The sequence below is a fragment of the Streptomyces sp. NBC_01255 genome, assembly GCF_036226445.1.
Lineage (GTDB): Bacteria > Actinomycetota > Actinomycetes > Streptomycetales > Streptomycetaceae > Streptomyces.
In genome coordinates, this window is record NZ_CP108474.1 from 1,248,342 (window position 1) to 1,275,048 (window position 26,707).

General features: G+C 68.3%; 17 protein-coding genes, 1 tRNA gene and 2 pseudogenes. 10 read left to right on the forward strand and 10 right to left on the reverse strand.

Annotated elements, in window-relative coordinates:
• Nucleotides 1–9 precede the first annotated feature (9 nt).
• Entirely contained in the window at nt 10–4,566 is a 4,557-nt protein-coding gene (locus tag OG357_RS05250) for a peptidase C14 caspase catalytic subunit p20 (RefSeq protein WP_329620015.1), read from the reverse strand.
• Between the two features lie 45 nt (nt 4,567–4,611).
• On the opposite strand from OG357_RS05250, the gene OG357_RS05255 reads away from it, so the two are divergent.
• Nucleotides 4,612–5,604 carry a translation initiation factor 2 gene (locus OG357_RS05255; protein ID WP_329620016.1) on the forward strand — a complete coding sequence of 331 codons (993 nt, stop codon included), beginning with the start codon at nt 4,612–4,614 and terminating at the stop codon, nt 5,602–5,604.
• Here the strand turns inward: OG357_RS05255 and OG357_RS38795 are convergent.
• Both OG357_RS38795 and OG357_RS05265 read right to left on the reverse strand, forming a co-directional pair.
• The gene (locus tag OG357_RS38795; protein ID WP_443066795.1) at nt 5,582–6,424 is read right to left on the reverse strand and encodes a discoidin domain-containing protein; all 843 of its coding nucleotides are present in this window, start codon (nt 6,422–6,424) and stop codon (nt 5,582–5,584) included. The two genes, OG357_RS05255 and OG357_RS38795, sit on opposite strands and share 23 nt — an antisense overlap.
• Nucleotides 6,410–7,189 (reverse strand): annotated as a pseudogene (locus OG357_RS05265) (Tat pathway signal sequence domain protein); the annotation flags it as partial. The gene OG357_RS38795 and the pseudogene OG357_RS05265, both read right to left, overlap by 15 nt.
• A 169-nt stretch (nt 7,190–7,358) precedes the next feature.
• Between OG357_RS05265 and OG357_RS05270 the strand changes: the two are divergent.
• Nucleotides 7,359–7,609: pseudogene (locus tag OG357_RS05270) on the forward strand (hypothetical protein); the annotation flags it as partial.
• A 453-nt stretch (nt 7,610–8,062) separates the two neighbouring features.
• The gene (locus OG357_RS05275) at nt 8,063–8,437 is read left to right on the forward strand and encodes a DUF6193 family natural product biosynthesis protein (RefSeq protein WP_329620017.1); all 375 of its coding nucleotides are present in this window, start codon (nt 8,063–8,065) and stop codon (nt 8,435–8,437) included.
• A gap of 384 nt (nt 8,438–8,821) precedes the next feature.
• Here OG357_RS05275 and OG357_RS05280 read toward each other — a convergent pair whose 3' ends face one another.
• The 3 genes from OG357_RS05280 to OG357_RS05290 all read right to left on the reverse strand — a co-directional run bounded on the left by OG357_RS05280 (nt 8,822) and on the right by OG357_RS05290 (nt 12,591).
• Entirely contained in the window at nt 8,822–10,081 is a 1,260-nt protein-coding gene (locus OG357_RS05280) for an acyltransferase family protein (protein ID WP_329620018.1), read from the reverse strand.
• Between the two features lie 2 nt (nt 10,082–10,083).
• On the reverse strand, nt 10,084–12,234 hold the full coding sequence (locus tag OG357_RS05285; protein WP_443066629.1) for a bifunctional polysaccharide deacetylase/glycosyltransferase family 2 protein: 2,151 nt from the start codon (nt 12,232–12,234) through the stop codon (nt 10,084–10,086).
• Between the two features lie 159 nt (nt 12,235–12,393).
• Nucleotides 12,394–12,591 (reverse strand): hypothetical protein, encoded by a 198-nt coding sequence (locus OG357_RS05290; protein WP_329620019.1) that lies wholly within the window; start codon nt 12,589–12,591, stop codon nt 12,394–12,396.
• A 390-nt stretch (nt 12,592–12,981) separates the two neighbouring features.
• Between OG357_RS05290 and OG357_RS05295 the strand changes: the two genes are divergently transcribed.
• On the forward strand, nt 12,982–13,932 hold the full coding sequence (locus OG357_RS05295; protein ID WP_329620020.1) for a glycoside hydrolase family 16 protein: 951 nt from the start codon (nt 12,982–12,984) through the stop codon (nt 13,930–13,932).
• 441 nt (nt 13,933–14,373) lie between these two features.
• Here OG357_RS05295 and OG357_RS05300 read toward each other — a convergent pair whose 3' ends face one another.
• Nucleotides 14,374–15,246, reverse strand: coding sequence for a 5'-methylthioadenosine/S-adenosylhomocysteine nucleosidase family protein (locus tag OG357_RS05300; protein WP_329620021.1), 873 nt, complete (start codon nt 15,244–15,246; stop codon nt 14,374–14,376).
• 63 nt (nt 15,247–15,309) lie between these two features.
• Here OG357_RS05300 and OG357_RS05305 point away from each other — a divergent pair, with 63 nt between their 5' ends.
• From OG357_RS05305 to OG357_RS05325, 4 genes are all read left to right on the forward strand, one after another.
• Nucleotides 15,310–15,867, forward strand: coding sequence for a hypothetical protein (locus tag OG357_RS05305; RefSeq protein ID WP_329620022.1), 558 nt, complete (start codon nt 15,310–15,312; stop codon nt 15,865–15,867).
• A 59-nt stretch (nt 15,868–15,926) separates the two neighbouring features.
• Nucleotides 15,927–19,697: an ATP-binding protein gene (locus OG357_RS05310; protein WP_329620023.1), complete on the forward strand. Its 3,771-nt coding sequence runs from the start codon at nt 15,927–15,929 to the stop codon at nt 19,695–19,697.
• 792 nt (nt 19,698–20,489) lie between these two features.
• Nucleotides 20,490–21,440, forward strand: a complete 951-nt coding sequence (locus OG357_RS05320; protein WP_443066630.1) for a caspase, EACC1-associated type — start codon at nt 20,490–20,492, stop codon at nt 21,438–21,440.
• Nucleotides 21,437–21,817 (forward strand): effector-associated constant component EACC1, encoded by a 381-nt coding sequence (locus OG357_RS05325; RefSeq protein WP_329620024.1) that lies wholly within the window; start codon nt 21,437–21,439, stop codon nt 21,815–21,817. The genes OG357_RS05320 and OG357_RS05325 overlap by 4 nt, the downstream gene beginning before the upstream one ends.
• Before the next feature lie 806 nt (nt 21,818–22,623).
• On the opposite strand, the gene OG357_RS05330 is transcribed toward OG357_RS05325, so the two are convergent.
• Nucleotides 22,624–23,256 carry a hypothetical protein gene (locus tag OG357_RS05330; RefSeq protein ID WP_329620025.1) on the reverse strand — a complete coding sequence of 211 codons (633 nt, stop codon included), beginning with the start codon at nt 23,254–23,256 and terminating at the stop codon, nt 22,624–22,626.
• Nucleotides 23,257–23,267: 11 nt separating this feature from the next.
• Nucleotides 23,268–23,843: a hypothetical protein gene (locus OG357_RS05335; protein ID WP_329620026.1), complete on the reverse strand. Its 576-nt coding sequence runs from the start codon at nt 23,841–23,843 to the stop codon at nt 23,268–23,270.
• Nucleotides 23,844–24,099: 256 nt separating this feature from the next.
• On the opposite strand from OG357_RS05335, the gene OG357_RS05340 reads away from it, so the two are divergent.
• On the forward strand, nt 24,100–25,500 hold the full coding sequence (locus OG357_RS05340) for a tyrosine-type recombinase/integrase (protein WP_329620027.1): 1,401 nt from the start codon (nt 24,100–24,102) through the stop codon (nt 25,498–25,500).
• Between the two features lie 29 nt (nt 25,501–25,529).
• On the opposite strand, the gene OG357_RS05345 is transcribed toward OG357_RS05340, so the two are convergent.
• Nucleotides 25,530–25,625, reverse strand: a tRNA-OTHER gene (locus OG357_RS05345).
• Nucleotides 25,626–26,122: 497 nt separating this feature from the next.
• Here OG357_RS05345 and OG357_RS05350 point away from each other — a divergent pair.
• Nucleotides 26,123–26,683 (forward strand): hypothetical protein, encoded by a 561-nt coding sequence (locus OG357_RS05350; RefSeq protein WP_329620028.1) that lies wholly within the window; start codon nt 26,123–26,125, stop codon nt 26,681–26,683.
• The last annotated feature ends 24 nt before the right edge of the window (nt 26,684–26,707 follow it).

Sequence of the window (26,707 nt, forward strand, 5' to 3'; positions counted from 1 at the left end):
CCGTCCTGCCTAATCCGTGAAGTAGGTGCCGGGCAACCGGATCAGATCGCAGCGGTCGCTGCCCTGGAGCGCCACGACCAGGCCCTCGGGATCCAGGGCGGCGTCCACCGCGTGCACGGTGTATCCCCGCCAGGGGACGCCCGGTTCGTGCAGCCACCTCCGCGCTGCCACGTCCCAGACCCGCACCGTCCGTTCGTCGCACACCAGGAGTACGGGGTGCTCCGGAGGTCCGGCGAACGCCAGCGCCGTCACCTTGGACACCGGGCCCGGCAGCCGCTGGGGAGCCAGCCCGAAGCCGGCCGAGCAGTCCTTCACGTAGACGCCACCGTCCGTCCAGGCCAGTACGGGGAAGGACTCCTCGTCCTCCGGGTCGTACCGTTCCCCCAGCGTCAGATGGGCCGGGCGCACGGAGGTGAGCGGATGCTCCGTCGTACGGCGCTCCTCGCCGTGCTTCCACAGGCGCAGTCCGTCACTGAGGTCGGTGGCCAGCCAGTACGTCCCGTCCCGCATGACTCTGGTGTCGACGCCGCAGCACTGCAGCCCCACCCACGTCGGTTTCCCGTCGCTCCAGCCGCCGGAGCCGTCGGCCGGCGCGTCCGCGTGGACGACGCTCCCTCCGTCCGGCACGCAGAGCCGGAGCCTCGCCGAGGAGGGGTCGACGACGAGCCCGAGGGACGGCACCCGCTCCCCGGCGTCCCCTCCGAGCCGGAGGTCGTGCCGGCCCTCGGCGGACAAGTCGTCCTCGGACAGCCGCCACATCCGTACGGTGCGCTCCGCGGCGGCGACGACCGCCCACCCTCCTGCGGTGTGCACCGCTGCCACGGCCGTCACCAGCCCCTGATGGGTGAGCGTGGTGACGGGGGTGGCGGCCGCGGCGCCCGGGACCGGGCGGGACACCAGAACGCGGTCGCCCCAGGTGCGGCACAGGAGCGGTGGCCCGTGCGGTGCCTCGGCCAGCGCGACCTCCGGTCGCTGGTTGCTCGGACGCCGCCGGGTCCCGTGCCCGGTGTTCAGCGCCGAGGCCACATCGAGCATGCGGATGTCGGGGCCGTCGGCGACGGCGAGCAGTCCCCGGCCGTGGGGCTCGAAGGCCATGGCCCCGTCCCTGGGCGCGTCCAGTTGGAACGCCGCTTCCCGCCGCGCCCCGCCGACCGCCCAGACGCGGACGGTGACCTCCTCGTACCCGGCGATGAGGAGTTCGGCATCGTGACGCCCGAAGACGAGCCCCCGGGCCGGGGATTCGAGTTCCCGGACGAGCCGAACCGTGGGTGGCGCGAGGGGCGCCGCCGGGTCCGTCTCGCAGCACCAGACGCGTATGCGCCGTCCGTCGGCGACTGCGATCCAGCCTTGCCGCGCCTCGTCCCGTGCCCGTCCCGCCGACGGTCCGTGCGCTACCGGGGAGGGGACCGGCGCGGCGTACGCCGCGGCGGCCCGGGCGGGCGCGTCGAGGGCGCCGAGGTCCGACCGTTCCCGAAGGATCCTGTCGGCCCCCGTGGCAGCCGGATGGACTTCGTACAGCTCGGCTCGGTTTCCGGCGGCCAGGACGAACAGACGGGATCCGATGGACAGGGCGGCGAGCCGGTCGACGTTCATGCGGCGGATGTCCGTCAGGGGACCGCCGTGCCGGGGCAGGCCGCTCTTCCACGACCACATCCACATCCGCCGCCCGTCCGCCGCGAGCACGACGGTCTCCGACGCCCGCTCCGCCGCGGCGAGGGCGCCCACCGCGCCGCCCCAGCGATAGACCTGGTCGGGCAGACGGGATCCGGAGCTCCAGAAGTAGACGGCTTCGGCGTCACGGGCGACGGTCGTCCGGTGCGGTCCCGTCCCCACCTCCCGGGCCTCGGTCAGAGCGCTCGCGCGTTCGCCCGACGATCCCCGGGCACGACGGCTCATCAGCCGGGCGCCCGTCTCCGGGTGCAGGACGAGGAGTTCCCCGCGTCCGCCGGCGGTCAGCGTGTCACCGAGCAGGGGGTCCCCCGCCCCCGTACGGGCGCGCCAGCTCAGCGCCATGGCCCCGCCCGGGGGAGCGGCACGCCGCCATTCCACCGGCTCGGGACTCCTGTCCGTCCAGTACTCCTCCCACGGGAGGAAGCCGTCGGCCCCCGCCAACGCCCGGTAGGCCCCGTCCCGGTGGCTGACGAAGGCGGTGGCCCTCAACAGCGCCTTGCGGGCCAGCAGGGCGTCCGGGGAGGGCGGGAACGACGACGAGCCGAAGGAGCCGGCGACCCGCCCGTAGAGGGCGGCCTCGTCGCACTCCCGGGCGAGGGCGGCCACGAACGGGACCATCACGTCCGGGTCGGTCCGCAGCAGGAACTCCACGTCCTGGAACAGGCTGTACAGCTCCTCCGGCCCCGCCTGCGCGGCATGGGACCCCAGGTACGCGGCGGTGTACGCGTCCGCGTTGCCCCAATCGCGCGCGACGTGGACGCGCAGCGCCTCAAGGACCTTCCGATGGGCTTCCTGTGCGCTGAGCCCGGCGCCGGTGAGGAAGAACTCGCCGTAGCTGGGGTGGGCCAGCTGATGGACCGTGTACGCCGTCCCGTCGCCGTGCCGAGCCGTCTGTACGTCGACGATGCCGCCGCCGGCGCTCCCGCACACCGCCCGCAGGTCGCCGGGGGTGATCTCCGGTGTGCGCGGGTCCCGCAGGGCGTTGGCCATGGACAGCCAGGTCCGTCCCGGTGGCAGACCCGGTCCCTGGAGCACGGCCAGGGCGCGGAGGACTTCGTGTGCGCGTTCCGCGCCCCGCTGGCCCTGGAGGTGGCGCACCTCCTCGGCAAGACGCTCGTGCAGGTCCATTCCGCCGGACCTCATCCAGGACGCCAGGTGGTGCTCGGTGACGGCCCGGGGCCGGCGGGCGAGTTCCGCCGCGGCCAGTCGTGCCACCAGGAACGAGCCGTGACTGCCCTCGGCGACGAGCCGGGCGGTCGTGTCGCGGACGTCGGCCCTGTCCGGCCCCTCGTAGGGGGAGCCTTCCGTGTCGAGCACCGACAGCGCCATGTCGGTGATGCTCCGGCGTGCCTCCTCGTCGTCCCCGAGGACCACGGCGCCGACGCTCTGGTCCAGCGTGTCGAGGAGCGACTCCTCCTCGGTGGGCGCGATGGTACGTCTCCTGGGCTGCGCCCGGGTGGCCACGACGACGCGGACGCCCGAGAGACCGGCCAGCGGGTTGAGCAGCTGCCGGGCGATGTCGTGGGCCTGGTCCGGAAGCGCTTCGTCGAGAGCGTCGAAGAGCAGATTCAGGGAGCCGGCCCCGGCCACGAGACGGTCGACGGCGCGCCGGCACTGCTCCGGGGTGACCGGCCCTTCGGACGACGGTGGCGCCTCCATCTCCTCGAAGTGCGACAGCACCTGCCACAGCGCCGTGATCAGCGAATGGACCGAGCGGCCCCGGCAGCTCAGGGCGGCGTGCACCGTGCCCGTCCGCGGCAGTGTCGCGGGGTCCGCCTCCGTCCCCAGGACCTCCCGCCGTTCCGGCGTCGAGGTCAGGGCGATGCGCCCGAGCAGAGCGGTCTTCCCCGCCCCCGCCAGGCCCGTCACGACGAGCAGTCCCCGCGGGTGGGTGTCCATCCACCGGACGATCCGCGCCAGGGCCCGCTGCCTGCCCGCGAAGTGGCGGCGGAGATGCCCGTCCTCCCCGAGACCGAACTGTTCGGTCTCGTCCCAGGGCTTCCGTCCCACCAGTGTCGCGGGGGTGTAGATGCGGCGCTCGCCGTCCCGGAAGTGCGGGTTGAGGAGGAAGCTGTTGGGGAGCGAGCGGACCTCAGTGAACCCCGGGCGCTGCGTGGGCTCGTCGAGCCCCGAGGCCGCCGCCTCGGCGTCCACGGCGTCCCGCAGGTACGGCAGGGGCAGGTAGAGGGCCGAGGGCTCGAAGGGGCGGGCGTGGTCCGGTGCGACGAAGTCCGGCTTGACCAGGGCCTCCTTCAGCCACCTCACCCAGCGGCCTTCGGCGACCTGCGCGTCGAATCCCGAGGTGCCGATGACGGCGAACCCGGCCCGGCGGTGCTGCCGTGCCCAGTTCACGCTCCTCTGCTCCAGGCCGAGCGCGTGACGCAGCGCGGCGGTGAGGTGGTCGTGGGAGGAACAGGCGTCGATGATCAGAAGGGTGTCGGTCTCGCAGTCGGGGCGCAGCAGACGGTCCACGAGGTCGGTCACGGACAGGGCATGCTCGGGAGCGAAGCGGCCGGACCCCCAGGTGTCCTCGCAGGCGAGGAAGTACCCTCCGGACCCCCGGTGGACACCATGCCCCGTCCAGTAGAGGATCTTGCGCTCGGCGTCATGGGCGAGGAAGTCCTCAAGCCCGTCCCAGATCTGCCGACGACCGGTCCCGCCCCCGTCGATGGCCAGGTGGTCCCCGAAGCCCAGGTGCTCACGGGCGATGCCGACGAACTGGTCGCGGACGTCCGCCAGGTGCGGCCGCCTCAGCTCCTGCCGCCTGCCCTCGTCGGGATGCGCGTAGCCGGACACCACGACGGTGCCCACCAGAGACGAGGACTGCCGCGCGGACCTGACCATCGACAGGTGGGTGCCCACATCACTCCGTATCATGAAGGTGTTTGCGGCCATGGCTGTGTTCCGTGTCAACGGAGCTTACTTGAGGGGAAGTTGACGATGAACAGGGACAGGTTCACCGTGGTCTCCCGGGAGACCGGCTGCCACATCTACGAGGGTGACGGCACCCGTCCCATCCTGGAGGAGAACGTCCGCGTCAAGTACCGGCCGCAGCGCGTCGAGTTCCCGGCGGAGATCGGCGAATGGCGGCACACCATCGAGGCGGAGGAACTCCGCAAGGCGGCGCGCGGGCTGCCGCATCGCTGGAACAACGACCGCTTCGCCGTCGAGCGGGTGGTCCCGACGCGGACCCATCTGGACGAGGAGCCCGTCGTCACCCTCTCGCTGCAGGACGCGGACTACTACGACTTCCTGACCACGTCGCTCAACCTCGGGCGTCGGCAGGACAACGGCCGGACCTTGCGCGAGCAGTACCTTGAGGGCCAGGATCCGACCCAGACTCCGGCGTGGATGAACTGCAGCTTCGGCGTCAACGTGGCGGTGGAGACCGGCAAGGACGGCAAGATGCTGTTCTCCCGGCGCAGCAGTCACGTGGCCGGGCCGAACAGTTCGCGATGGAACTCGTCCGCCAACGAAGGCCTGGCGCGTAAGCACGACCTCCCCGAGGACGCCCGTCCGATCAGTCTGCACGCCGTGGCCCGGCGGGCCCTGCACGAAGAGCTCGCCGTCCACGCCACCGACCCGCTCGACCTCGAACTCCTCGGCTTCGGTCTCGATCTGGACAACCACCAGTGGGCGGCCTTCTTCCGAGCGGTGCTGCCCGACCTCGACGAGCAGACCCTGCGGCTCCGCTGGACGCGCGGCATCACCGACAAGTGGGAGCACGACCGCTTCGAGTTCGTACCCGCCGACCCGGCCTCCGTGCTCGGCTTCATCGCCGACGAGCCGGAGGAGCGCTGGTCGCCCTGCGCGCCGGCCCTCTTCTACCTCGCCCTGGTACGCGGCGCCGTACGGCGCGCGGGGGGCGACCCCGCCGCACGCTTCACGGTCGAGCGGGCCGAACAGGAGGTCATCGAGGCCAGGAACCTGTGAGCGGGCTGCGCCCCTGAGTGGGACGAGGCCCCCAGGAGTAGGCGACGCCGGCCTGCCAACTGCCCGACGGTGACGGTGACGGGGTGAGGGTCGGGGCCGGGGTGCCGGTGGTGCCGTACACCTTGAACTCGTGGAGCGAGTAGCCGTACGGCGTGCCCCGCCGGGTGCCGTACATCCGTACGTAGCGGGCGTCGCCGCTCACCGTGAGTTCGTCGGTGCCGCCGTCGCCTCCCGTGACGGTGGCGAGGTCGGTCCAGGTCGCCCCGTCGGCGGAGGACTGGATCCGGTAGGCGGAAGCGTGGGCGGCCTCCCAGTCGAGTCGCACACGGGAGAGCGCGGCGGTGGTCCCGAGGTCGACGCGGAGCCACTGGGGGTCGATGCCCTCGGCGGAGGCCCAGCGGGTGGCGCTCTGGCCGTCGACGGCCTTGTCGGGCTCGTAGCCGCTGGCCTCTACGGAGGAGGCGGTGGCCGGCCTGCCCTGGGAGAGCAGGGTCTCGGTGCCGGGTGCGGACGCGGTCGTGACGGAGAGCGGCGCGGAGGCGGCGGAGCGGTTGCCGGCGGCGTCCTTGGCCCGGACGGTGTAGCTGTACGGGGTGGCTGCGGCGAGACCGGTGTCGGTGTACGCGGTGCCGGTGGCGGTGCCGACGAGTGCGGTGCCGCGGTAGACCTCGTAGCCGGTCACCCCCGCGTCGTCGGTGGCCGCGTTCCAGGCCAGGGAGACACTGCCGGACGTGACGCCGGTCGCCCGCAGTCCGCCCGGGACGGTCGGGGCCTGGGTGTCACCACCCGGGGCGGTGCCGGTCTGCTGGTAGGCGCGCATGTCACGCAGGAGCAGATAGGTGTCGCGGAGGGAGCCCGAGGTGTCGCCGAGGGACCGGTAGATGCCCCACTTGGGGCGGACCCGGTCGGCGAGGAAGGTGTCGACGCCGGTCTTCGTCGCGTCGACGACCGTCGTGCCCGCGCTCTTGACCACCCAGCGGACGGCGCCGGCCGTGCCGTCGCCGATCTTGATCTCGTACTCGATGTCGATCCACTTGTTCTGGAGGGGCTCCAGGTTCGTCCGGCCCACCAGGACGTCCCCGGCGATGACCTTGTGCTCGATGGTCTGGACGCCCCCGACGCGCCGCAGCGACGTCACGGTGATCGGGGAGGTGCCCGTGCCCGGCTGCTTGGTCTGCATGATGTGGGTGAAGCTGGTCGTCGCCATCAGCGAGCCGGGGATGTACATGGAGTACGTGACCCGCCAGGTCTCGCCGAGCCTCCACTGCAGATGGCTCGACGACGAGGTGCGGTTGCCGGTGACCTCGTGGCGCTGCCGGTCGGTGGAGGTATCCCGATCCACCATGTGCATGTCAAATCGATACGCGCCGCTCGTGACCTTGATGTGCGGAGCGGCCCCCGTGTGCGAATCGGCCCGGTCGTCCTCGACGGTCTCGAAGGCACCGAGGCCCTGGACGGCCGGATCGGGGGACCAGCGAAGCGACCAGACGGGAGCCGCTTCGGCGGGGGCGGAGGGAAGGCCGAGGCCGAGCAGCCCCAGAGCAAGTGCGGCCAGCAGGGCCACTGTTGAGCGTCCGTACGTCATACGTCACCCCTCGATGAGGTTGTCAGGTACGGACCATGCTGCCCGAGGGGAAGGGGGTCAGTAAAGCTTCCTAACAAACAACCGCCGAGGAGCTCCAGCCCCTGTCCGCGCGCCGGGCCCCTCCCCCAAGGCCACTTCAGCCGGTAGGCATGCACAACAGCCTGTTCAGTTCGAACTGACCGGAGAGGGACGGACCACCGGCCTCACGGCCGAGAAATGGACCGAACGGTACGCCTACGACGAGGCCGGCAACCAGACACACGCCTCCTGGCCCGGCGCGGGCACGGCCGAAGGCCCCGTGAGTACACCGGCACCCGCATCGCCCGCGCCGGCGCGATCCGCTACGAGCACGACGCCCAGGGCCGGGTGGTACTGCGCCAGAAATCCCGCCTCTCCCGCAAGCCGGACACCTGGCACCACGACAGTGTCGTCCTCGGGCCGAACCGGCCGCCTACCTTCGCGTCGAACGACCTGGCCCGATATCTGGGCAACGACCCCGGCGATCCGAAGCACAACGAGAAGCGGGAGCAGGATCCGGGGGCACACACGGACCGTGGAGGCCTTCCGCGAAGCGGCGGTGTTCGGTTCCCAGTTCCACATGAGACATGAGCTATGAGACATGAGGACAACTACCCGCCCGCGGGTGCGGGCGGAACCGCGTGGGAGATGAGCCTGGTCGCCATGGCCGTGCCGCGCGCCAGTACGACGGGGACGCGGCCTGGGGAGAGCCGGACGAGGACCGCCTCGGCCGCCCCTGGAAGGAGATCCACTGGTACTCGAGCAATGAGAGGATCGAGGTTCCCGAGCCGGACATCCCGGAAATCAAACCCGACCTGCCGAAGCTTCCGAAGCACATGAGGTGAGAGCAGAGAGATGACGGACGACGCCGACGCGCGGAGCGCCGCGGACATCGTGGCCGAGGAATGGCGTTTTCTCCTCGGAGAGAGTCACGACCTGGTCGACGCGAAGACCGTCCGCGCGGCTTATGCGCAGCCGCGGCTGCGACAGCTCTTCCCCCTGGTCAGTCACGGAGTCATGTATTTCAGTGGCTGCACCGGAATGCCGGCCGCCCATGTCGGCGGACAGGTCTACCCGCGGGGCGCCGACGGACGGTTCTGGGTGCGCGGGCCCAAGGGCGTGGGAACTGTCGGCAGGACGGAGACCCTGGAGGAGGCGTTCGCGCTGGTAGTCGCCAACCTCCCGGAGGAGTGCGGGCCGGCCGCGTTCGGAGGCGCGGGCCGAGTCTGACCGCGGGAGCGAGATGACACGGCACCGCCGTCGGCGGTATTCACCATCCAGGACCAGTCGTGGACCTGCTCGCGGAGCCGTGCCGACTCGGCCCCGGCAGGTACTCGGGCACGCCGCCCACGATGAGCAAGCCCACCGGAGACCCAGTCAGGCCTGGGCCGACCGACACCGTAGCGGTCGCTGCACTCCGCGCATCACGCCGTACTCAGCACGTGACGCGATTGCATGAGGAGACCGGCACGGAGTCAGCCGGGTTGACCGTACCTGCGGGAGTAGGCCGAGCAGGGCACCCCGATTCACCGGCTCCTGAGCCTTCCCGCGCTCACCCGGCAGCGGCTTCCCCTGCCCCGCAGCTGCTCATGGAGGCGGTTCGGACGGCCCGCGTCAGGCGCCGGCCCGGCGCCTGCCCCGCACGCGGCGCGGGTACGGGAAGAGCCGCGGAGAGCGCTTCGCGGCCACGTCCTCGACCCAGCCGAAGGTCAGCACCAGCAGTCCGGTCAGTGGGACCGCCACCATCAGCGGAAACCACTGGCTGGTCAGCAGCCACTGGAAGTGCTCGTAGAAGAAGCCGACGGACCAGAGGGGGTCGATCAGCGGGATGGCGGCCACCAACGCGGCCTGGTGCCAGAGGTAGACGCTGACAGCGCGTGTGTTGAGCAGGCTGATCAGGCCGTTCCAGCGTTCCAGCGGTCGGGGCCACTGGTCCCAGGAGGGACTGACGTGGAGCAGGATGGCGACGAAGCCGAAGGACCACAGGGCCTGGGCTATCGGCCAGCTCTCGATGTCGGTGGGCACGGTCGGATCGACCGGTCGGGTCTGCAGGTACCACCAGCCGGCCACCATGATCAGCGGCGCGACGGACGGCACGACGTACTGCGGGATCCTCTTGAGCAGGCCCTCCTGGTGAGCCATGCCGAGGATCCAGCAGGAGCCGAACATGGCGAAGTCGCTGAGGTTCTCCCAGACCCGGCCGTAGAGGAACTCCTGGTCGATGAAGAACGTGTTCAGCACGACCGTCAGCGCGATCGGCACGGACAGCGTCACCACCGGCATCCGCCGCAGCGCCCACAGCAGCAGCGGTGAGAGCAGGACGTACCACAGGTACGCGCGGAGGTACCAGAGCGGGACGACGACCTGCACCGCCCAGCCCTGCCCCACAAGATGGTCGAAACCGTTCAGTGATTCGGCGTACGGCGGAGTGCTCAGCGGCACGAGCCAGAACAGCAGCTTGCCCCACCACCAGTTGGGATGCCCCTCGGCGTCGGGCCCCCAGCCGTCGACGATCTCGAGGGTGAGGATGACCGCGCCGAACAGCCACATCGGCGGCAGCAGTCGGCGCAGACGGCCCCGGATGACGCCGAGGGCGGGCCGGCTGAGGGAACGGGCCATCAGCGACCCGGCCAGCGCGAACATCACGCCCATCGACGGGAAGACGACGGGCAGCCAGAACCAGCCGAAGTTGTGGTAAATCACCACACGGACCAGCGCCAGCGCGCGCAGCAGGTCGAGATAGCGGTCTCGGCCGCCCTTGCGCGGGGACGGTGTCGACGGCTCCGGCTCCGGCTGGGACTCCCGTCGCAGAGCGGCGGGGATCCTCAGCCGGACGGTGTCCTGGGTTCCCCCGAACTCGAAGGATGCGGTCATGGTCAGGCCTCCACCGGTGCGGCGACCTCGCCGGTGCGCCGGAGCTTCTGCCAGCGCAGTCGGCCACCGGTCAGCGCCGTGATCGTGGACTGCAACAGGACGATGTACATCAGCTGCCGGTAGACCAGTTGCTGGATCGGCAGGCTGATCAGATGCAGGGGCTTCTCGCCGTCGAGCCGGAAGGCGTACCAGGACAGCACGGCCTGGAGCAGGATGAAGCCGCCCCAGCTGGCGAGGGTGATCGGGGCGTCCGCGAACAGCACGCCGTACAGCAGGAACATGTCGACCAGCGGCGCGAGCAGCGGGGCGACCACGCCGAACAGCACGACGAGGGGCAGCCCGATCCGGCCGAAGCGCCCGGCCGGACCCCGGGAGGTCACGGCGCGCCGGTGCTTCCACATCGCCTGCATGCTGCCGTAGCTCCAGCGGTACCGCTGGGACCAGAGCTGCTGGATGCTGGCGGGGGCCTCGGTCCAGGCGCGGGCGCGCTCGGCGTAGACGATCCGCCAGCCGTCGCAGAGCACCGCCATGGTGATGTCGGTGTCCTCGGCGAGGGTGTCGTCGCTCATCCCGCCGACCCGCCGCAGGGCCTCCTTGCGGAAGGCGCCGACCGCGCCGGGGATGGTCGGGATGACGTTGAGCATGTCGTACATCCGGCGGTCCAGGTTGTGGCCGAGGACGTACTCGATGTGCTGCCAGGCGCCGATCAGGCTGTCACGGTTGCCGACCTTGGCGTTGCCCGCGACCGCGCCGATCGCCCGGTCGCCGAAGGGCTGGACCAGCTCGCGCACGGTGGACGGCTCGAAGACGGTGTCGCCGTCCATCATCACGATGATGTCGTGCGACGCGGCCGCGATGCCGGTGTTGAGCGCGCTGGACTTGCCGCCGTTGACCTTGCGGATCAGCCGGACGAACGGCAGATTCATCTCCTCGACGATGTCCGCGGTGCCGTCCGTGGAGCCGTCGTCGATGACGATCACTTCGATCGGATGGTCACTGGCGATCAGGGAGTTGAGGGTGTTCGCGATGCACTCGCGCTCGTTGTAGGCCGGGACGAGGACGGTGACCGGCTCGGTGACGGGTGGTCCCCACGCGTCCCGCCGCCGGGAGCGCCGGGCGTGGAGCGGCGCGAGGACGAGCATCAGCGCGAACCGGCCGAAGTTGAGGAAGCCGACGACGGCCAGCAACGCGACCAGCACCGGCAGGGTGAGCACGGCGGCCTCGCTGGCCCAGATGAAGCACTTGCCCGCCCACAGCTGGTAGCCGTGCACCGGCACGGTGGCGTTGGTGGCGCCGAGCGCCTCGGAGACGGTGGCGAAGCGGTACCCCTCGCCCTGCAGCTTCACGATGATCTGCTCGAGCGCGGCGATGGTCTCGGTACGGTCGCCACCCGCGTCGTGCAGCAGGATCAGCTCGCCCGCGCCGGGCTTGCGCGGCATCGCCGCCTTGACGATCTCGTCGACTCCGGGCCGCTTCCAGTCGTGGGTGTCGCGGTCGATGAACGCGGTGAGGTAGCCGTGGGAACCCACGTACTTGATCACCGGGTAGTTCCAGTCGTCGAGCGCCGAGGCGTCGGAGGAGTACGGCGGGCGGAACAGCGCGCTGTGGACGCCCGCGACGCCGGCCAGCGCCAGCTGCGTCTGCGCCAGCTCCCAGCTGATCCGGGCGTGGGACTGGTACGCCAGATCGGGATGGGTGAAGGAGTGCACGCCGATCTCGTGGCCGCCCGCGACGATCTGCCGGATCAGCTCCGGGTGGCGCGTGGTCATCGCGCCGGTCACGAAGAAGTCTGCGCGGACGTTGTGGGCCGCGAGCACGTCCAGGATCTTCGGGGTCCACTCCGGCGAGGGGCCGTCGTCGAAACTCAGGACCACGGTGTGGTCGGGGATCCGATAACTCACCGGGTGCTCGTTCTTGGTGCCGCGCGCGTCGATGATCGGGCCGCCCTTGAGCAGGTTCTCCGGCACGGTCGTCTTGTCGACCGAGGTCGCGATCCGGGTGTCGTGGAACGCCTCGTTGGTGGCGAGGCCGCGCAGGACGAGGAGCGCGAGCAAGCAGGCCAGCAGGGACAGCGGCATGAAGAAGCGCAGCGGCGGCGCAGCCAGCCGGCGCGGCCTCAGCAGGGACTGCCGACGACGCTGGTGGCGGGACAAGGGCGCTCCTGGAGATGGGTGGTGCGGACGATCAGGCACGCTCGGCCGGCCCGCAGGCGTTGCTCCGGGTCGGCACGATGGTCGCGGTATGTCATGGAATGTCGCGATGTTCGGCGTGATGGCCGAACTTTTCGGGTGGGGTGTCGCAGACCGCGCCCTCTAGCGCCAGGAGGGCGACAAGGGGCCCCCGGCGGGCAAGTACGAGGGCTTCGGCGGTATCCCCATCGCCGGGGCGTCCGACTGCATACCGATCAGGCTGCCGCCCATGGCGGCCGCCAGGATCGCGCCGACCACGGAGACCGGCCAGCCGAAGCGCCGCAGCAGACGGCTGCGCAGACCCGACTGGTCGACGAACACCGGTGCCGGAGCAGGCTCCCCGTGACGCGATTCGGCCACCCCGGGCTGTGCCGAGTGGACCGATCCGCGCCCGGAGGATGTGGCGACTTGGCGCATTGTTCGTGGCCTTTTTGTGCAGGGTGTGGAGACCGCTGGAGCGTAGAGCGGACCGTAGCGCATGGCCTGAATCGATTGGTGTGCGATGTGCGTATTTGACGTAGTTCGATCGGGCGTCGTAACCGGATCGGTACGTCAACGGGCGCTTCTCGACCCTTGGGTGACCGGGTCGCGAACACGAGGCGGGATGGCTTGAATCTTTCGCTAGGATGACCGCTCGATTCATGCGATCAGCGATTGATCCGCGTGCAACGGGCGTGTCCAGTCACCGCCTCTACGCCCCAAGGAGCCTGTGTGAGCCAGTCCCGCCGCACCTCTCGTCGCCGAACGTGGACCGCGCTCACGCTGCCCGCCCTCCTGTGCGTACTCGCCGCGTGTTCCGCCGACCCCGCGACCGGCGGGGGCGCCGACGCCGCCGGGCCCGCGCGGGACGCCTCGCCGACGCCCACCGGACCGCCGGGAACCCTGTTCGACAACTTCAACTACACCGGCGCCGACGACCCTTCCCTCGCCGCGCACGGCTGGGAGATCCGTACCGGCGGGGGCGGCCCGGGGATCAAGGACACCTGGAGCGCCGACGGCGCCGCCTTCCCCTCCGACCCGACGGCCAAGGGGGGCAAGGTCCTACGACTGCGCTCCTCCACCGACGGCACCGAGCAGGGCACCACGCAGGTCGAGGTGCAGACCACGAGCAGGAACTTCTTCGAGGGAACCTTCGCTGCCCGGGTCCACCTCAGCGACAAGCCCACGAACGGACGCGACGGCGACCACGTCGTCCAGACCTTCTTCCCGATCTCCCCCTCGGACTCCTCGGAGAACTACAGCGAACTCGACTTCGAGTACCTGCCGAACGGCGGCTGGGGTTCTGTGGGTCCGCAGCTCGACAACGTCAGCTGGTACAGGGCCGACCCGCCGGACCGGGTCCACAACACCCTCAAGCGGCGCCTCGAGGGCTGGCACACCATGATGATCACCGCCATGGACGGAAAGGTCACCTACTCCCTGGACGGCAAGGAGCTCTTCACCAGCTCCGGCAAGTACGTCCCGCGCGAGCAGATGGACATCCACTTCAGCAACTGGCTCATCGACCTCCCCTTCACGGGTGGCCCGCGCATCTGGGACATGAAGGTCGACTGGGTCTACTACAAGGACGACGAGGCCGTCTCCCAGGCGGACGTCCAGAAGACGGTGGACGGCTTCCACAGCACCGGCACCGACTACATCAACACCGTCCCGAGGCCCTGACCCCCCGCTGCACGGTCGTCCCCCTCGACGTGCAGCCACGACCCCCGGAGCGCGACTTGACCCAGTCAAAGTGCGCTCCGGTCAGTCAAGTGCGCTGGTCCCCGAATGGTCCCCAAAAACGATCGAGGGGCCGTTTCAGATTGCTCTGAAACGGCCCCTCGATATACGACTCTTTCGAGTCGGGACGACAGGATTTGAACCTGCGACCCCTTGACCCCCAGGAGTGAGCGTCAACGGTATTTTCTGGATATAGCGGACTTAGTCCGGGCGCAGGCTGTGCGTGCGAAGGTCCGCCGTGCACCGTCGCGCACACCGTGTGGTCCCCAAGTGGTCCCCAAATTGCAGTCACCAGTTGGAGGTGGGCCCGCCCCTAGCGCGGTGCAGGCCCTCACCGTCAAGACCATTTCAGTCGAGGTCCGATCGCGGTCGGAGAGCCAGAACCTAGCGCTGCCCGTCGCCGGAGCGCGGCCCAGCTGCTTTGCCGGTGACCGGTCCGAGAAAGGTGCTGCCCCGGAAGTCAATGTGGTCGCCGCCGTAGCTGGCTTCAGTCATGTGGCTTCGAGAAGGTCCCCTCTCAGGGTTGGAACTGCCTCCGCGGGGCTGCTGTTTACGCAGGATGGCCGCCGCCACCCCGGCTGCCTGCTCGGCGGCCCGCTGCTGGGATCCCGAGGCATCCGCCTCATGCTTGTCAGGGTTGGCACGGTCGCTGATGCCCCGGATCACGAGGGCGTCCTGGCCGTTGAGATGGGCGGCGTGGGCTGCGCCGGCGCCTTCCATCTCGATGGCGCAGGCATCGTTGTAATTCGCTCGGATGTACTCGGCGAACGCGGACTTGTCGTCAGCCAGGACAACGTCACCGCATGCGATCGGCTTGAAGTGGCCGCGGACGTCCTCCATGTCCCGCAGCGCCGCACGGGCCGTCTGCACCAGCCGGTGCGAACCATTCCACGCTTCGGGCCGGGCGAGGAATCCTTGCGGGGTCTGCTTGCCACCGTGGACGGCATACACCTTCGTCCCGATCACAACGTCACCGATCGCAACGTCATCCTTGAGGCCGCCCGCGACCCCGACGAACAGGAGCACCTGCGGGCGAAGCCAGCCGACAATCTGCGTGGTGAGTGCGGCGGCGTTGATGGCTCCCACACCCAGCTCGGCGATCACCACGCTCCAGAGCGCGCCCTCGAGCCGGCCTTGTTCTACCCGGGTCCCGTCATCGTGTACGACCTCCTTGGCATCCCTCAGGTGTTCTCGTACGGCGTCGTACTCCACCGGAAGCGCGGTAAGGATCACTGCGGTGGGCTGGGTGTCATGCACCGAACTATGATATTGCCGCAGCATCGCCATACGCGCGACGTTGGACAGGGAGGGTGGGGGTCTGTGTCGGATCCGGGAGTGGGCGTCAGTGTTGCGCAGCTGCTGCTCGTTGAGTACCAGAGCGTCAAGGACGAGCAGAAGGCGCGTATCGGGTTTCGCGACAACCTGCTCTACGTGACGCTCGCCGTCGCCGCCGCGATCATTGCGGCGGCTGCACAGGCCAAGCAGACAGCAATGCTGCTTGCCTTGGCGCCTGTGTGCATCGTTCTGGGATGGACGTATCTGGTCAACGACCAGAAGATCTCGGCGATCGGACGCTACGTCCACAAAGAGCTAGGCCCCCGGCTGACGCAACTATCAGGTTCTCACGGCGATTTTTCCGCCTTCGGGTGGGAGGAAGCCCATCGCGGCGATGCGCGCCGCCGTTCCCGCAAGACGTTCCAGTGCTTGGTGGACCTGACGGCGTTCTGCGTGCTGCCGCTGGCAGGGCTGCTCGTGTTCTGGACTGGCCGGCCGGGCGGCTTGCTGGTCATCGCCCTATCGGCGCTAGAGGCAATAGCGGTGGTCGGTCTCGGCGTGCAGATCGTGTTGTACGCCAGGGCAGCGCGCCGCTCGGCGTGAACCCCTACCGTTGACCTACGGCTCCAAGCGGACGGTTGTGCGGGAGAGAGAAGCGGTAGATGAATGAGGCGTTGCCGCCGGCGTTGCTGGCGGCTCTGGCCGACGGCGCCGCCGGGGAGGCCGGACGCCTGCTGGTGGACGAACTAGCGCGGGCGCTGGCACAGGACCCGTGTGCCAGCGCAGGTGTGCTGGCTGAGGCAGCAGCCCAGCCCGACCGGCAGGAGGCAGTGCGTGCCTGGGGCGGCCGTGTGGCAGACCTACTTGTCGCCGATCCGCATCTCCCGCACGCCGTCGGGGAGGCCATGCAGCGGCATTCGCCGGGCAGCGTGGGGACCTGGTATCGAGGGGATCACATCGATTTCCGGGGCTCTGTCTTTCTAGGCGATGTGGTCGGCACGCAGGTCGTGATCCAGCAGAACGGGAACGCTGGGCCGGGCCCCTGGATGAAGCCCGCCGACTACCTCCGCCAGGTGAACAAGGGCTCGGTCTACACCCACCGCTGGCGACTCGTCGGACGTACGCAGACGATAGAGAGCCTTGTACCGTTCGCCAGGAACGGGCAAGGAGACATCGCGCTCCTCGTCGGCCGGGGCGGGGTCGGGAAGACGAAAATCGTGACGGCCCTGTGCGAATCGCTGCGCGACGCAGAGCCCGCCCTCGAAGTACGAGTGCTCGGCACCGACTCCGACATCAGCTCCGGCGTGTTCAGGGAACTGCCGAGCGAGGGCAGTCTGCTGGTGATCGTCGACGACGCACACAACGACGCCCTTCCTTTGGAAAGGATCGTCTCCGGAGTCCGGAACGCCAACCGCTCGGCCAACGTGCTGCTCTGCCTACGGCCTTACGGTATGGCTCATGTCCGCCGCGCACTGGGCCGTGCTGGCACGCACGTGAGCGACGCCACCCTGGTTGAGATCGGGGACCTGGAGTTCGACGACGCCGTCTCCCTAGCTGGCGAGATTCTGAACGAAGAGGTAAGACTCCACGCTCCCAGACTTGCTGCATCGGCACGGGATTGCCCGCTGTTGATCGTCACGGGCGCGGCGCTGATCAACAGCGGAGAGCTGGATCCCCGAAGATTCGAAGGTGACGAGCAACTCCACCTGGAACTTACCGACCGGCTCGCCGAAGCGCTGACGACCAATCCGGCAGCCGGTCAGGTGCCCCGTGAACTGCTTCCCGCCCTCGCCGCGTTCCAGCCTGTCCGGCTCGCGGAACCAGAGGTCCAAAGCTCACTGGCGGCCCTGACCGGGTTGCCGTTCGACATCTCAGCCCAGCACTTGGAGACCCTGGAGCAGGCCGGGGTGATCCTGAGGCACGGCACCACCGTGCGTCTGGTCCCCGACCTGCTGGGTGACGCCCTGCTGGTCAAGGCAGCGCGTCACAGCAGCACAGGGCTTCCCACGGGCTACCTCGCCAAAGCCATGGAAGCCGGCCAAGGCAGCGCACTGGCCAACCTGGTGGTGAACACCGGCCGTGTGGAGTGGCAGCATCGACAGGACATCGACTCTGGCGGACTGATCGAGCCCCTGTGGGAGGGGATCACTGCAGCGTTCCGCTCTGCGGACGCACGAGGTCGGGTGAGCCTGCTGGAGATCGTAGCGAAGGTTGCCTTCTTCCAACCGCGGCGGGCTATCGACCTGACTACTTGGGCGGTGGACAACCCCTGTGGCCCCGCAACCGCGGACGTCGGATTCGGATTGACCCACACCTGGACCAACACAGATGTGCGCTACGCCCTCGTTGCTGTCCTCCAAGCCGCTGCCCGTTCGCTAGAGGCCCTGCCACAGGCGGCCTCGCTTCTTTGGCGCCTGGGACGCGACGACCAACGCCCCCTGCATCAAAACCCCTCGCACCCGTTGCGGGTTCTGGAGGAACTGGCCAGCTATACCCGCTGGGGCCCCACCAAGTACCAGCAGGTCCTCGTCAGCCAGGTCGAGCGCTGGCTGACCCGATCACCCGATACTCCGTACGTTCATCAGCCGCTGAGCGTCCTGACCCCCTTGCTGGCCGCTGAAGGCCACGACGAGTTGTGGGCACCGGCCACCTGGGCCCTGACCTTTCGCCCCTACGTGATGGCCCCCACCAGCGAGGTCCTGGACATGCGCGGCTTGGTGCTGGACCTGGCGTTCGAGGAGCTGCGACATCCGCAGCTCGAACGCGCCTCGGCAGCCCACTCCCTTATCGGCAACGCCTTCAGGCTGCCACATGGCAGTTTCGGATTGTCGGTGACGGACGCCATGCGTCAGCCATGGATCCTGCACCTCGCCAGCACCGTCGAACGTCTGCACCGGTTCATCCTTGAGCGCACCCTGCCACCAGCCATCCTGGTCGCTGTGCGCACCGAGTTGCGCTGGCTCGCGCGGCACGGCCCAGACGGCCTTCGGCGCCCCGCCATGGACCTCCTGAGCTCCATCCCCACCTCACCGGACAACGAACTCGCCCGAGCTCTGCATGGCGGACCGGCTGACCCGTCCGTCATTTCCGAGGTCTCGGACTGGCGCGCGGCGCAAGAGTCTCTGTTCCGAGATGTAATGGTCGCTCTGGCTGACTGGACAGACTATGAGATCGCCACGCGCATCGATGCTTTGCTGAGCGAGAACGAGAAGGTGTTCGGCCCGGATACCGGCCGGTCCCGGCCATTCATCTGGACTCTAGTCACCGATCGCCCGTCCGTCGGTGAAGCCATCTGTGAGCAGGCAATGGCTGCGCCCGAACGTCTGCCCGCATCGCTGGTGGCGGTTGCTCTCGCTGCTATGGGGCGCGCCGCTGGCGACCGCGCGGTCCACTGGGGTCGGACACTCATGAACTCAATGAACACCGAACTCACCCGGGAAGTGGCGCAGGCTTTTGGTAACCAGCGCGGTCGTGGCGATCTGCTAGGTGGCGAGGGTGAGCTGCTGCGGGCACTCGCCGCTCACGAGGACACCATCGTGCGCAGGGCCGCTCTCGGCGCCGTACACGCCATCGCCGCACAGCACAAGGACCTGGCCATCGAACTACTCACCACATCGCCTGCCGTCGAGACAGCGGACCTCGACACGTTCGCCATGGCCATTGCGGGCCCCCCGTTCAGCGCGCTGTCCTGGTCGGATCTCTCCCAGGACCAGCAGAAGGCATTCCTCACAGCCCTGGCCACGGCATCGGCCGTCGACAGCTACGAAATCGGACGCTTCCTTGCAGAACTCGTCAGCACCGAGCCCCTCACCGTCATCGAACTGCTCGAAGCCAGAGTCGAGTCCTCACCACGCCAAGCGACAGGCATGTACTCCCCTCTGCCCTTCCACTGGGATGTGACACCGCCGTTCCGCGAGCACGACGACTTCCCTGCCCTACTGCGGCAAATCCGCGACTGGATCGCCGCCGAACCGGAATCCACGCACCGGCGCTTCTGGGGAGCCAACCTCTTCGAGCTTGTCGCAGGGCCCTATGACGCCCGAGTCACCGAGGTAATCGACGAGTACTTCCACGACAGTGACCCCGTGAAGATCAGCATTGCCGCGGACATACTGTCCAAGGCCCACAGGACGATTGTCTGGGACGTTGACTTCGTACGTAGCTCCCTGCGTGCTGCGGACCGTCACGGAGACGCCAGCCTGGAGAGAGTGAGGGACGCTTTGCACGCCGCCACCATCAGCGGAATGCGCTCCGGGACACCTGGCCAGCCCTACCCCGAGGACGTCGAGCAGCACGCGAAGGCCACGGAGCTGGCCGACAAATGCGCCAGAGGCAGCGTCGAGGAACAGTTCTACCGCGGCCTCGCGGCCTCCGCCCAGCACCGTGTACAGCAGAAGACAGACGAGCTTCCTCCGGACGGCCGCGCCTGGTGAAGGCTAGGGAGTGCCTTTCCGATCATTGGACGCAACGGCTTCACCAAACCCGCCCGCGGCTTCGCCCAAAGAGAGGACGGCCTTCGTGATGCCGGTGACCAGGTAGGTAGCGGTAGACGGTCGCGATGCCGATTTGGCAGCCGGCAGCATGCTCGACGCAGGTGTAGCCAATCGGCCGTCGGCCACCAACTGACGCGGCAAGATGGCGGCGTGGGCAGGGCCGCCCCCGATGGCAGAATGAAGATCAGGACGCCACGAAGGTACGGGGGGTGGAGGGTGTCGGCACGGGCTGACCTGTACACGGAATTGCGGGGACTCCGGGAGCGAGCGGAGCATGCTCGGCGCGGTCACGGCGAACTGGTCGGCCTCGACTCTGTGGCCATCGAGGCCCTGGCCCGCGGACTCCCCGGGGCTCGGGACCTCAAGGCACACCGCATACAGGACTGGGCGCCTCCCCGGTATTCCGAGTGCCGCGTTCCCCCACGAACCCGCACGCGCGAAGCGCTCGCCGTGGTCACCATATGGAAGGAATGGGCGGGCGAGGAGCTGAACGAGGCGGAGTGGCTGAAGCTCCTGGACCAAGCTCAGAGCGAGAGCGCCGAAGAGGACGCCGCGATCAGGGCGACATCTCCGGTCGCCCCGCCGCCGGTATCCGAACGCAGCGTAGTCGCTCCCCCGCCCCCGTGGGCACCCAGGTACGCGGCAGCCCCGCCGCCGCGGGTGTCCGGGCGCCGCGTCGGGGGTCCTCCGCCCAGCCCGTCACCGGAACCAGGCGACCAGTTCGGGCCTTGGTTGGCACGGCAGTTGCGACGGTCCGGCATGACCCAATCGGATCTGGCCGAGCGGCTGGGCGTGACCAGGGCCGCAGTCAGCGCATGGATCACGGGCCGTGCGGTCCCACGGCAGGAGACCCTCCAGCACATCGTCCAGGTACTTGAAGGGGCGGCCCCTCGGGACCCGGCACTGGCAGTCGAGGAGGGTCGTACGGCTCCGGCGGGCCTGCGGCAATTCGACCCTCTGGAACGGTGGAGCACCGGTGCCGCGGTGCTGATCGGCGTTTCCGACTACACGCACCTGCCCTCCGTGCCCTCCATCAAGAACAATCTGTCGGCGCTCACCGAGGTGGCACTGACGGGGCTCGGGATCCCGCCCGACAACGTGCACACTCTGGAGAATCCCACGTCGGCGGCACAGGTACACGAGAGGATCGACCTCGCCATGGACGCCGCCGATCCTCTCTCCGGCGGTCTGTTCATCTACTACGCCGGGCATGGATGGACCGACCCCCGGAACGGACGCCTCTTGCTCGGTCTGGTCGACTCGAACCAGCACAAAGCATGGACCGCTATGGAGTTCGACCGGATCCGCGAGCAAGTGGCGGACTCCCCGGTCGGCTCGCGACTGCTGGTTCTCGACAGCTGCTACAGCGGGGCGGCGCTCGACACCCTTTCCGCGGGCCTGAGCAGCGCCTCACAGATCGAGGGCACGTACGTGATGACGTCCTCCGACGCCACCAACGCGTCACGCGCTCCACGCGGCGACCACTTCACGAGCTTCTCCGGAGAGATCATCCGCTCACTGACCGACGGAATCCAGGGCGGTCCGCCGGTGATCAACGCGGACGCCCTTTTCCGCCATGTGCGGGCCAGTTGCCAGGAGCGGGGCTGGCCCGTGCCGTCGCGACAAATCGGGCGGGACGGAGACCACATGGAACTCATGGTCAACAGATGGGGGCAGTCATGACCGACGTCCAACTCCGCATCGCCACGGAGGCCGGCGCGAAGGTTCCGGACGGGCTCCGGACCTTCCTCGCCCGGGACGCCGAACTGCGCGGCGTCGGTCGGGCCCGATGGACTTCGGAGGCACCCAAGGAAGACACGCTCGGGGACGCCCTCGACGTTCTGACGCTGGTGGTGACCAGCACGCTTGCCCTGCCGTCGGCGATCGAGGCGGTCAGACGATGGTGCGGAACCCGTGGCACTACGGAAGGTGTCGACATTCGCCTGGGATCCCAGAGGATCACCGTCACCGGGACGGAGGACCCCGCGGAAATCCGGCGCCTGGCTGATCTGCTAAAAGCGGCGTACCCCGAGAGCACACCCGGGGACGGTAGTAGGTAGCCCGCCTTGTGAACAGCGTGGCTGGATCCGGCTGAACAACCGAATCGGGCCGAGGGCCAGGTCGATTGACCTGACCCTCGGGCCGTTGGTGGCACTATCGGACTGAGCGCGACCGGGTGGGAACACCCCACCACCCGCTTCTCCCCTGGTCCTGCACTGGCCGCCGTCGCCGGAACGTCAAATCTGGACCGCGGACGAGGCCGCTCGTTCCCTGGCACAATGCCACCAGGCCGACGGCCTGCACCGGGACGACGTCCACCTCGACGAGGGCGTCCTCTACCTGGGTTCCACACCTCTACCGTCGACAACACCACACGCAAAGCCCGGTCGCGCATAAGCCCGGTCGCCATCTCGCCCCACGCCGCCGCGCTCCTCCGGCATCGGGGGCGATCCGCGCCATCTCCCCGTCGCGACCGCCACGATCCGTTTACCGGGCTCGCTTTCTGCCGACTTGAGGGCCGCCGCTCGGACCACACCTGGCACGCGCGCTCACATTCGCCGAACAGGCGTGGAAGCTGACCCACGCGCTAAAGAGGAGTCAGCTCCCACCCGTAGACCTGCCAGGTTTCGCCGGCGGAGAGTTTCACCCCGGCATCGATCCGCCTCCGATCCGGCAAGGGCCGCGCGCGAGCTGCGAACGCGGTGAAATCTCGGAGACGGGCCGGTCACCCATTAGGAAACCTGTCGCCGCCTGGGCTCTCTCAACACTTCCAGTCCTGAATCTACAGCTAACCGAATCGACGCTTCAGAGACGACAACCGTGCCATCAATCGCCACGTTCATCGCGGACTGAAATCGACCTAGCTCTAGATATCTAGTCGATCACAAACAATCCGAACGGCATCGCGCGCCGATTGAGGAAATCCAGGAACGCCCATGATGGAGAATTGAGCGCACCACAGGACTCCCTGAAGCCGAAGGAACCCACTTTTTGCGACCATTTGGAACGATTTTGCTGGATGGCTCCCGTGCGCCTTTTCCATCCGCTCGACAGCTACAACAACATCCTCGACACCACCGACAAACCCATCACCGTGATTTGCAATTCGCATCCTTCCCACATCAGCCGAAAAGACAGCTGCGCCCGCTTCAGGGTACCCAGCAAATCCAGGATGGAACCAACCCATATGGCAGTCAGATTTCAGTTCCGCCTTCCAAACATTCTCCACCCCTACCCAAATATCCCCTTCGGGCCACTTATTCACACTCGCGAGGCCAGCGATGCAGAGTTCCGGAATGGTATCGATCAGCGAGAACTCCGCTGCTGCCACAAGCAGCTGACTGGCCGACTGGTCGACTGACCTCTCCCCAGTCTTTACTGGCCTCGAAAATTCCTCCTCGCAGAACTGGTCAATTTCTTCACACGCCGCCGAATCAAATCGGAATCTGGTGAAGCTATCGAGCGCATATCGAACTTCCGATTCTGCGACGCCATCCATTTCTCCCAGCCCTACTTCCTGGCCAGCATGTCGGAAACGACACAGGCAAGCCCATATGTGAGAGACAAGAGGGAGGTGTTCAAAATGAACCCCGCGACCAGTTCAGCCCGACTTCCCACAACACCAGACGAGGTGACGATGAAGAGGATGATACCTACCACCATGCTCACACCAAGGGAGACCAGGCCGACTTTCATCGAAAGCGAAGGCTCTTCGGTTCTGAGCGACGTGAAGATTAGGCCGATCAATACGCCAACGACAGTAACGATGAAGCGAGCGCCGCCTGCCACGGTCTCGGGCGTGCCCTCGCTGCGCGGTGCCCCATCTGTTCGACCGGCAAGATAGATCCTGTGCCAACCGATGTATGCACCGTAATAAGCAAGGACGATCACGGCGAAGCATCCCGTAGCCCAGCGCAAGGAAGAAGCGAAATGGTTAGACATGATCATGCCGAACGCGATCCACGAAGCGCCGATCCAGATCGCCCAGAAGAGGTGCTGCAGAAACCCGAGCTTTTGATCCAGAAGGAGTTGGTCAACCGAGGTGCCCATAGCTCCGCTCGCATCAGGCGTCGGCTCGCTGGTCACGGTGGCCCCTCTCGACACTCGGCTCCCTCTCAGAAGCGTGTACCGGCAAAGGCCCGGCCGCGACCGATCCAAAGCGTCTGGGTGAAACACCACCCTTACCCGCTCCCACGCCCGCAGTCCCTCCCACAGGGACCGCAGCCCTGGCGCACAGACAAGGCAAATTCGCTGGTCACGACCTCTCTGACGGGCGTGGTGGTCACGTGTGGTCGCACGCTGAGGATGTCAGGACCTTCTCCGCCTCGTGGAGGCGATCACCATGCGTGCCAGCGTCGGCCGCGGCCGTGTCTACCGTCGCTGTGGTTGTAGGGACACCCACCGTCACCAGATAGGTGCCCGCTGTCCACACCTGGCCACCGACATCACTCACGGGACCTGGGGTTTCGCCGTCGACATCCCTGCCTCGGACCGTCACCGGACGACGGTGCGCCGGGGCGGCTTCACCAGCCAGGACTCGGCCGAAGAGGCATTGCGCCGGTTCCTCGAGGGTGAGGCCGGCGGATTCAACGCAGACCCGAACCAGACCGTCGCCGCCTACCTGAACGCATGGCTGGCGGCGAAGGCGCTCGTACTGAAGCCGACGACGATGGCCCGGTACCGCGACTACGTCCGCAACGACCTCGTCCCCGCGTTCGGCACCCTCAAGCTCGACCAGCTCGCCCACCGGCACATCTCGGCCTTCGTCACCGAACAGCTCACCGCCGGCCGCGGCCGCACCACCCTCTACCGGTGCCTGGCCACCCTTTCCAGCGCGCTCGGCGACGCCGTCCGCCAGCACCGCCTCCCCCACAACCCCGCCTCTCCCTCGGTCCTGCGCCGGCCGCCGTCGCCGGAACGGCGGATCTGGACGGCGCAGGAGGCGGCCCGCTTCCTCGGCCACTGCCACCAGGCCGACCCGGAGATGGCCGACCTGTTCGAGGTCCTCATCGGCACCGGCATGCGCAAGGGCGAGGCCCTCGGACTGCACTGGGACGACGTACACCTCGATGAGGGTGTGCTCTACGTGCGCTGCACGCTCTCCGCCATCGACAACAACCCCCTGGTCATCACGACACCGAAGACCCGGTCGAGCAGGGGCTGGGTCGCCATCTCACCCCGCGTCGCCACCGCACTCCGGCGCCGGGCGCGATCAGCGCCCCGAACCCGCGGCGACCCCAACGATCCCTTCGCGGGACTGGTCTTCTGCCGACCCGACGGCAGCCCGCTCGGACCGCACCTGGTACTCGACCGACTCCACCGACTGTCCGAGGAGGCCGGCGTCCCCCGGGTCACGGTCCACGACCTACGGCATCTCGCCGCCACCATCACCATCTCCGCCGGCGTCCCGCTCACCGTGGTCTCCAAGACACTGCGGCACTCCACCCTGTCGACCACCGCGAACCTCTACAGCCACCTCACCCAACAAGCCGCGCACCAAGCCGTCGACACCATCGACCACGTCCTCAGCGGCGCCCAGCAGACGGCGGTCCGTACGGACCGGCCCGTGTGGCTGCGACCACCGCGCGACCACCTCCATCGCCTCCGCGAAGCCCTCGGCCGGCTCCGCGCCCCCGCAGCACCCGCCACCAGCACCCTGGCGAACCAGCCCCGGCTCGGGCATGCGACCACACTGCGACCACCACGGCCCGGGACGCACGAAAGGCCGCCCTCTCATGGATGAGAGAACGGCCTCCGACCTGCGTTTCCGCGTGGTCGGGACGACAGGATTTGAACCTGCGACCCCTTGACCCCCAATCCCCAACTGGTCCCCACGAGACCTCTTCCCATCGTTCAGCCGACATCCCGTACGGGCGCCTCCAGCCGCCCCAAGACCGCAAGCCCTCCCGACGGCCTACGGAGGCATCAGACTTGCCCCGAGCCTCGGTCGTCTTGGAGGAGACCGCCGCCCGCTGCGCCAAGTCCTCGGCTGCCGTTCCCACACCAAGGGGCCTAGAGGACGCTCGGCCAGGCGGCAGTCCACGCCAAGCCGCGAGCTCGGCTCCTGCTTCGGCACGCACCCCGGCGCGCACGTGAGCCGGTGGCTCGACCCAGGCATTGCCCTGGACGAGCCCGCGGGACGTCCGCCAAGGACCGGAGCACCGTGCACTCCCACCTGGAGCGGGCGCCGAGGCTGGCGCGCAGTGGATTGGCGGCTGGACCTGACCGCCATCAACGCGTGGATACGCGTCACGATGTCGTCTCTCAGGACTCAGTGATACCGATAGGCGGTCGTGTCCACATCTCGCCGCTCGCGGCCGTCACGGAAGGGTGCACTGTCAGTGGCGGCTGGTACCGATAGTTCCATGGGATTGAAGGCTGAGGTTCCTGCCGCCGTCTACGCAATGCACCATGCCGAACTCGGCGCCGTTCAGATCGGTGCATGCATGCAGCCACAGGAGCGGCGAATCCGATCACACGAGCGCAAGGACTGGGTGCTGTTGCTGGCGCTGCCAGTACCAACGGGCAGGGACGCGGAAGCGATCGAGCGGATGGTTCTGGACAAACTGAAGACCAGGGCATGGGTGCCCGCAGGGATGGGGGCACGCAACCTGGCCGGGCTCCCGGGGCACGGCACCATCGCGGGGTGCCAGGCATGCGGAACGCCTCCCGCTACAGCCGTCCTGCGTGAGAGCTGGGTCCCGTTCCTGTCCAAAGCCCAGATGCCGCAGGGCGGATGGACGGAGACGTTCGACGCCCGGCTGGTCTCCCCCGAACGCGCCGGCCTGGCGCTGCACTTCGCCGAGAAAGGGTACCGGGCGCGGTACTACCCAGAAGCTGGGGAGGGTGTTGACGCATTCGCCCAGCGGCGAGCGGCAATCGAGCAGCGGGTCCGAGACGAGCGGTGGAGCCGCCCCGTCTACTAGCACGTATACACATCTCGTCTTGCG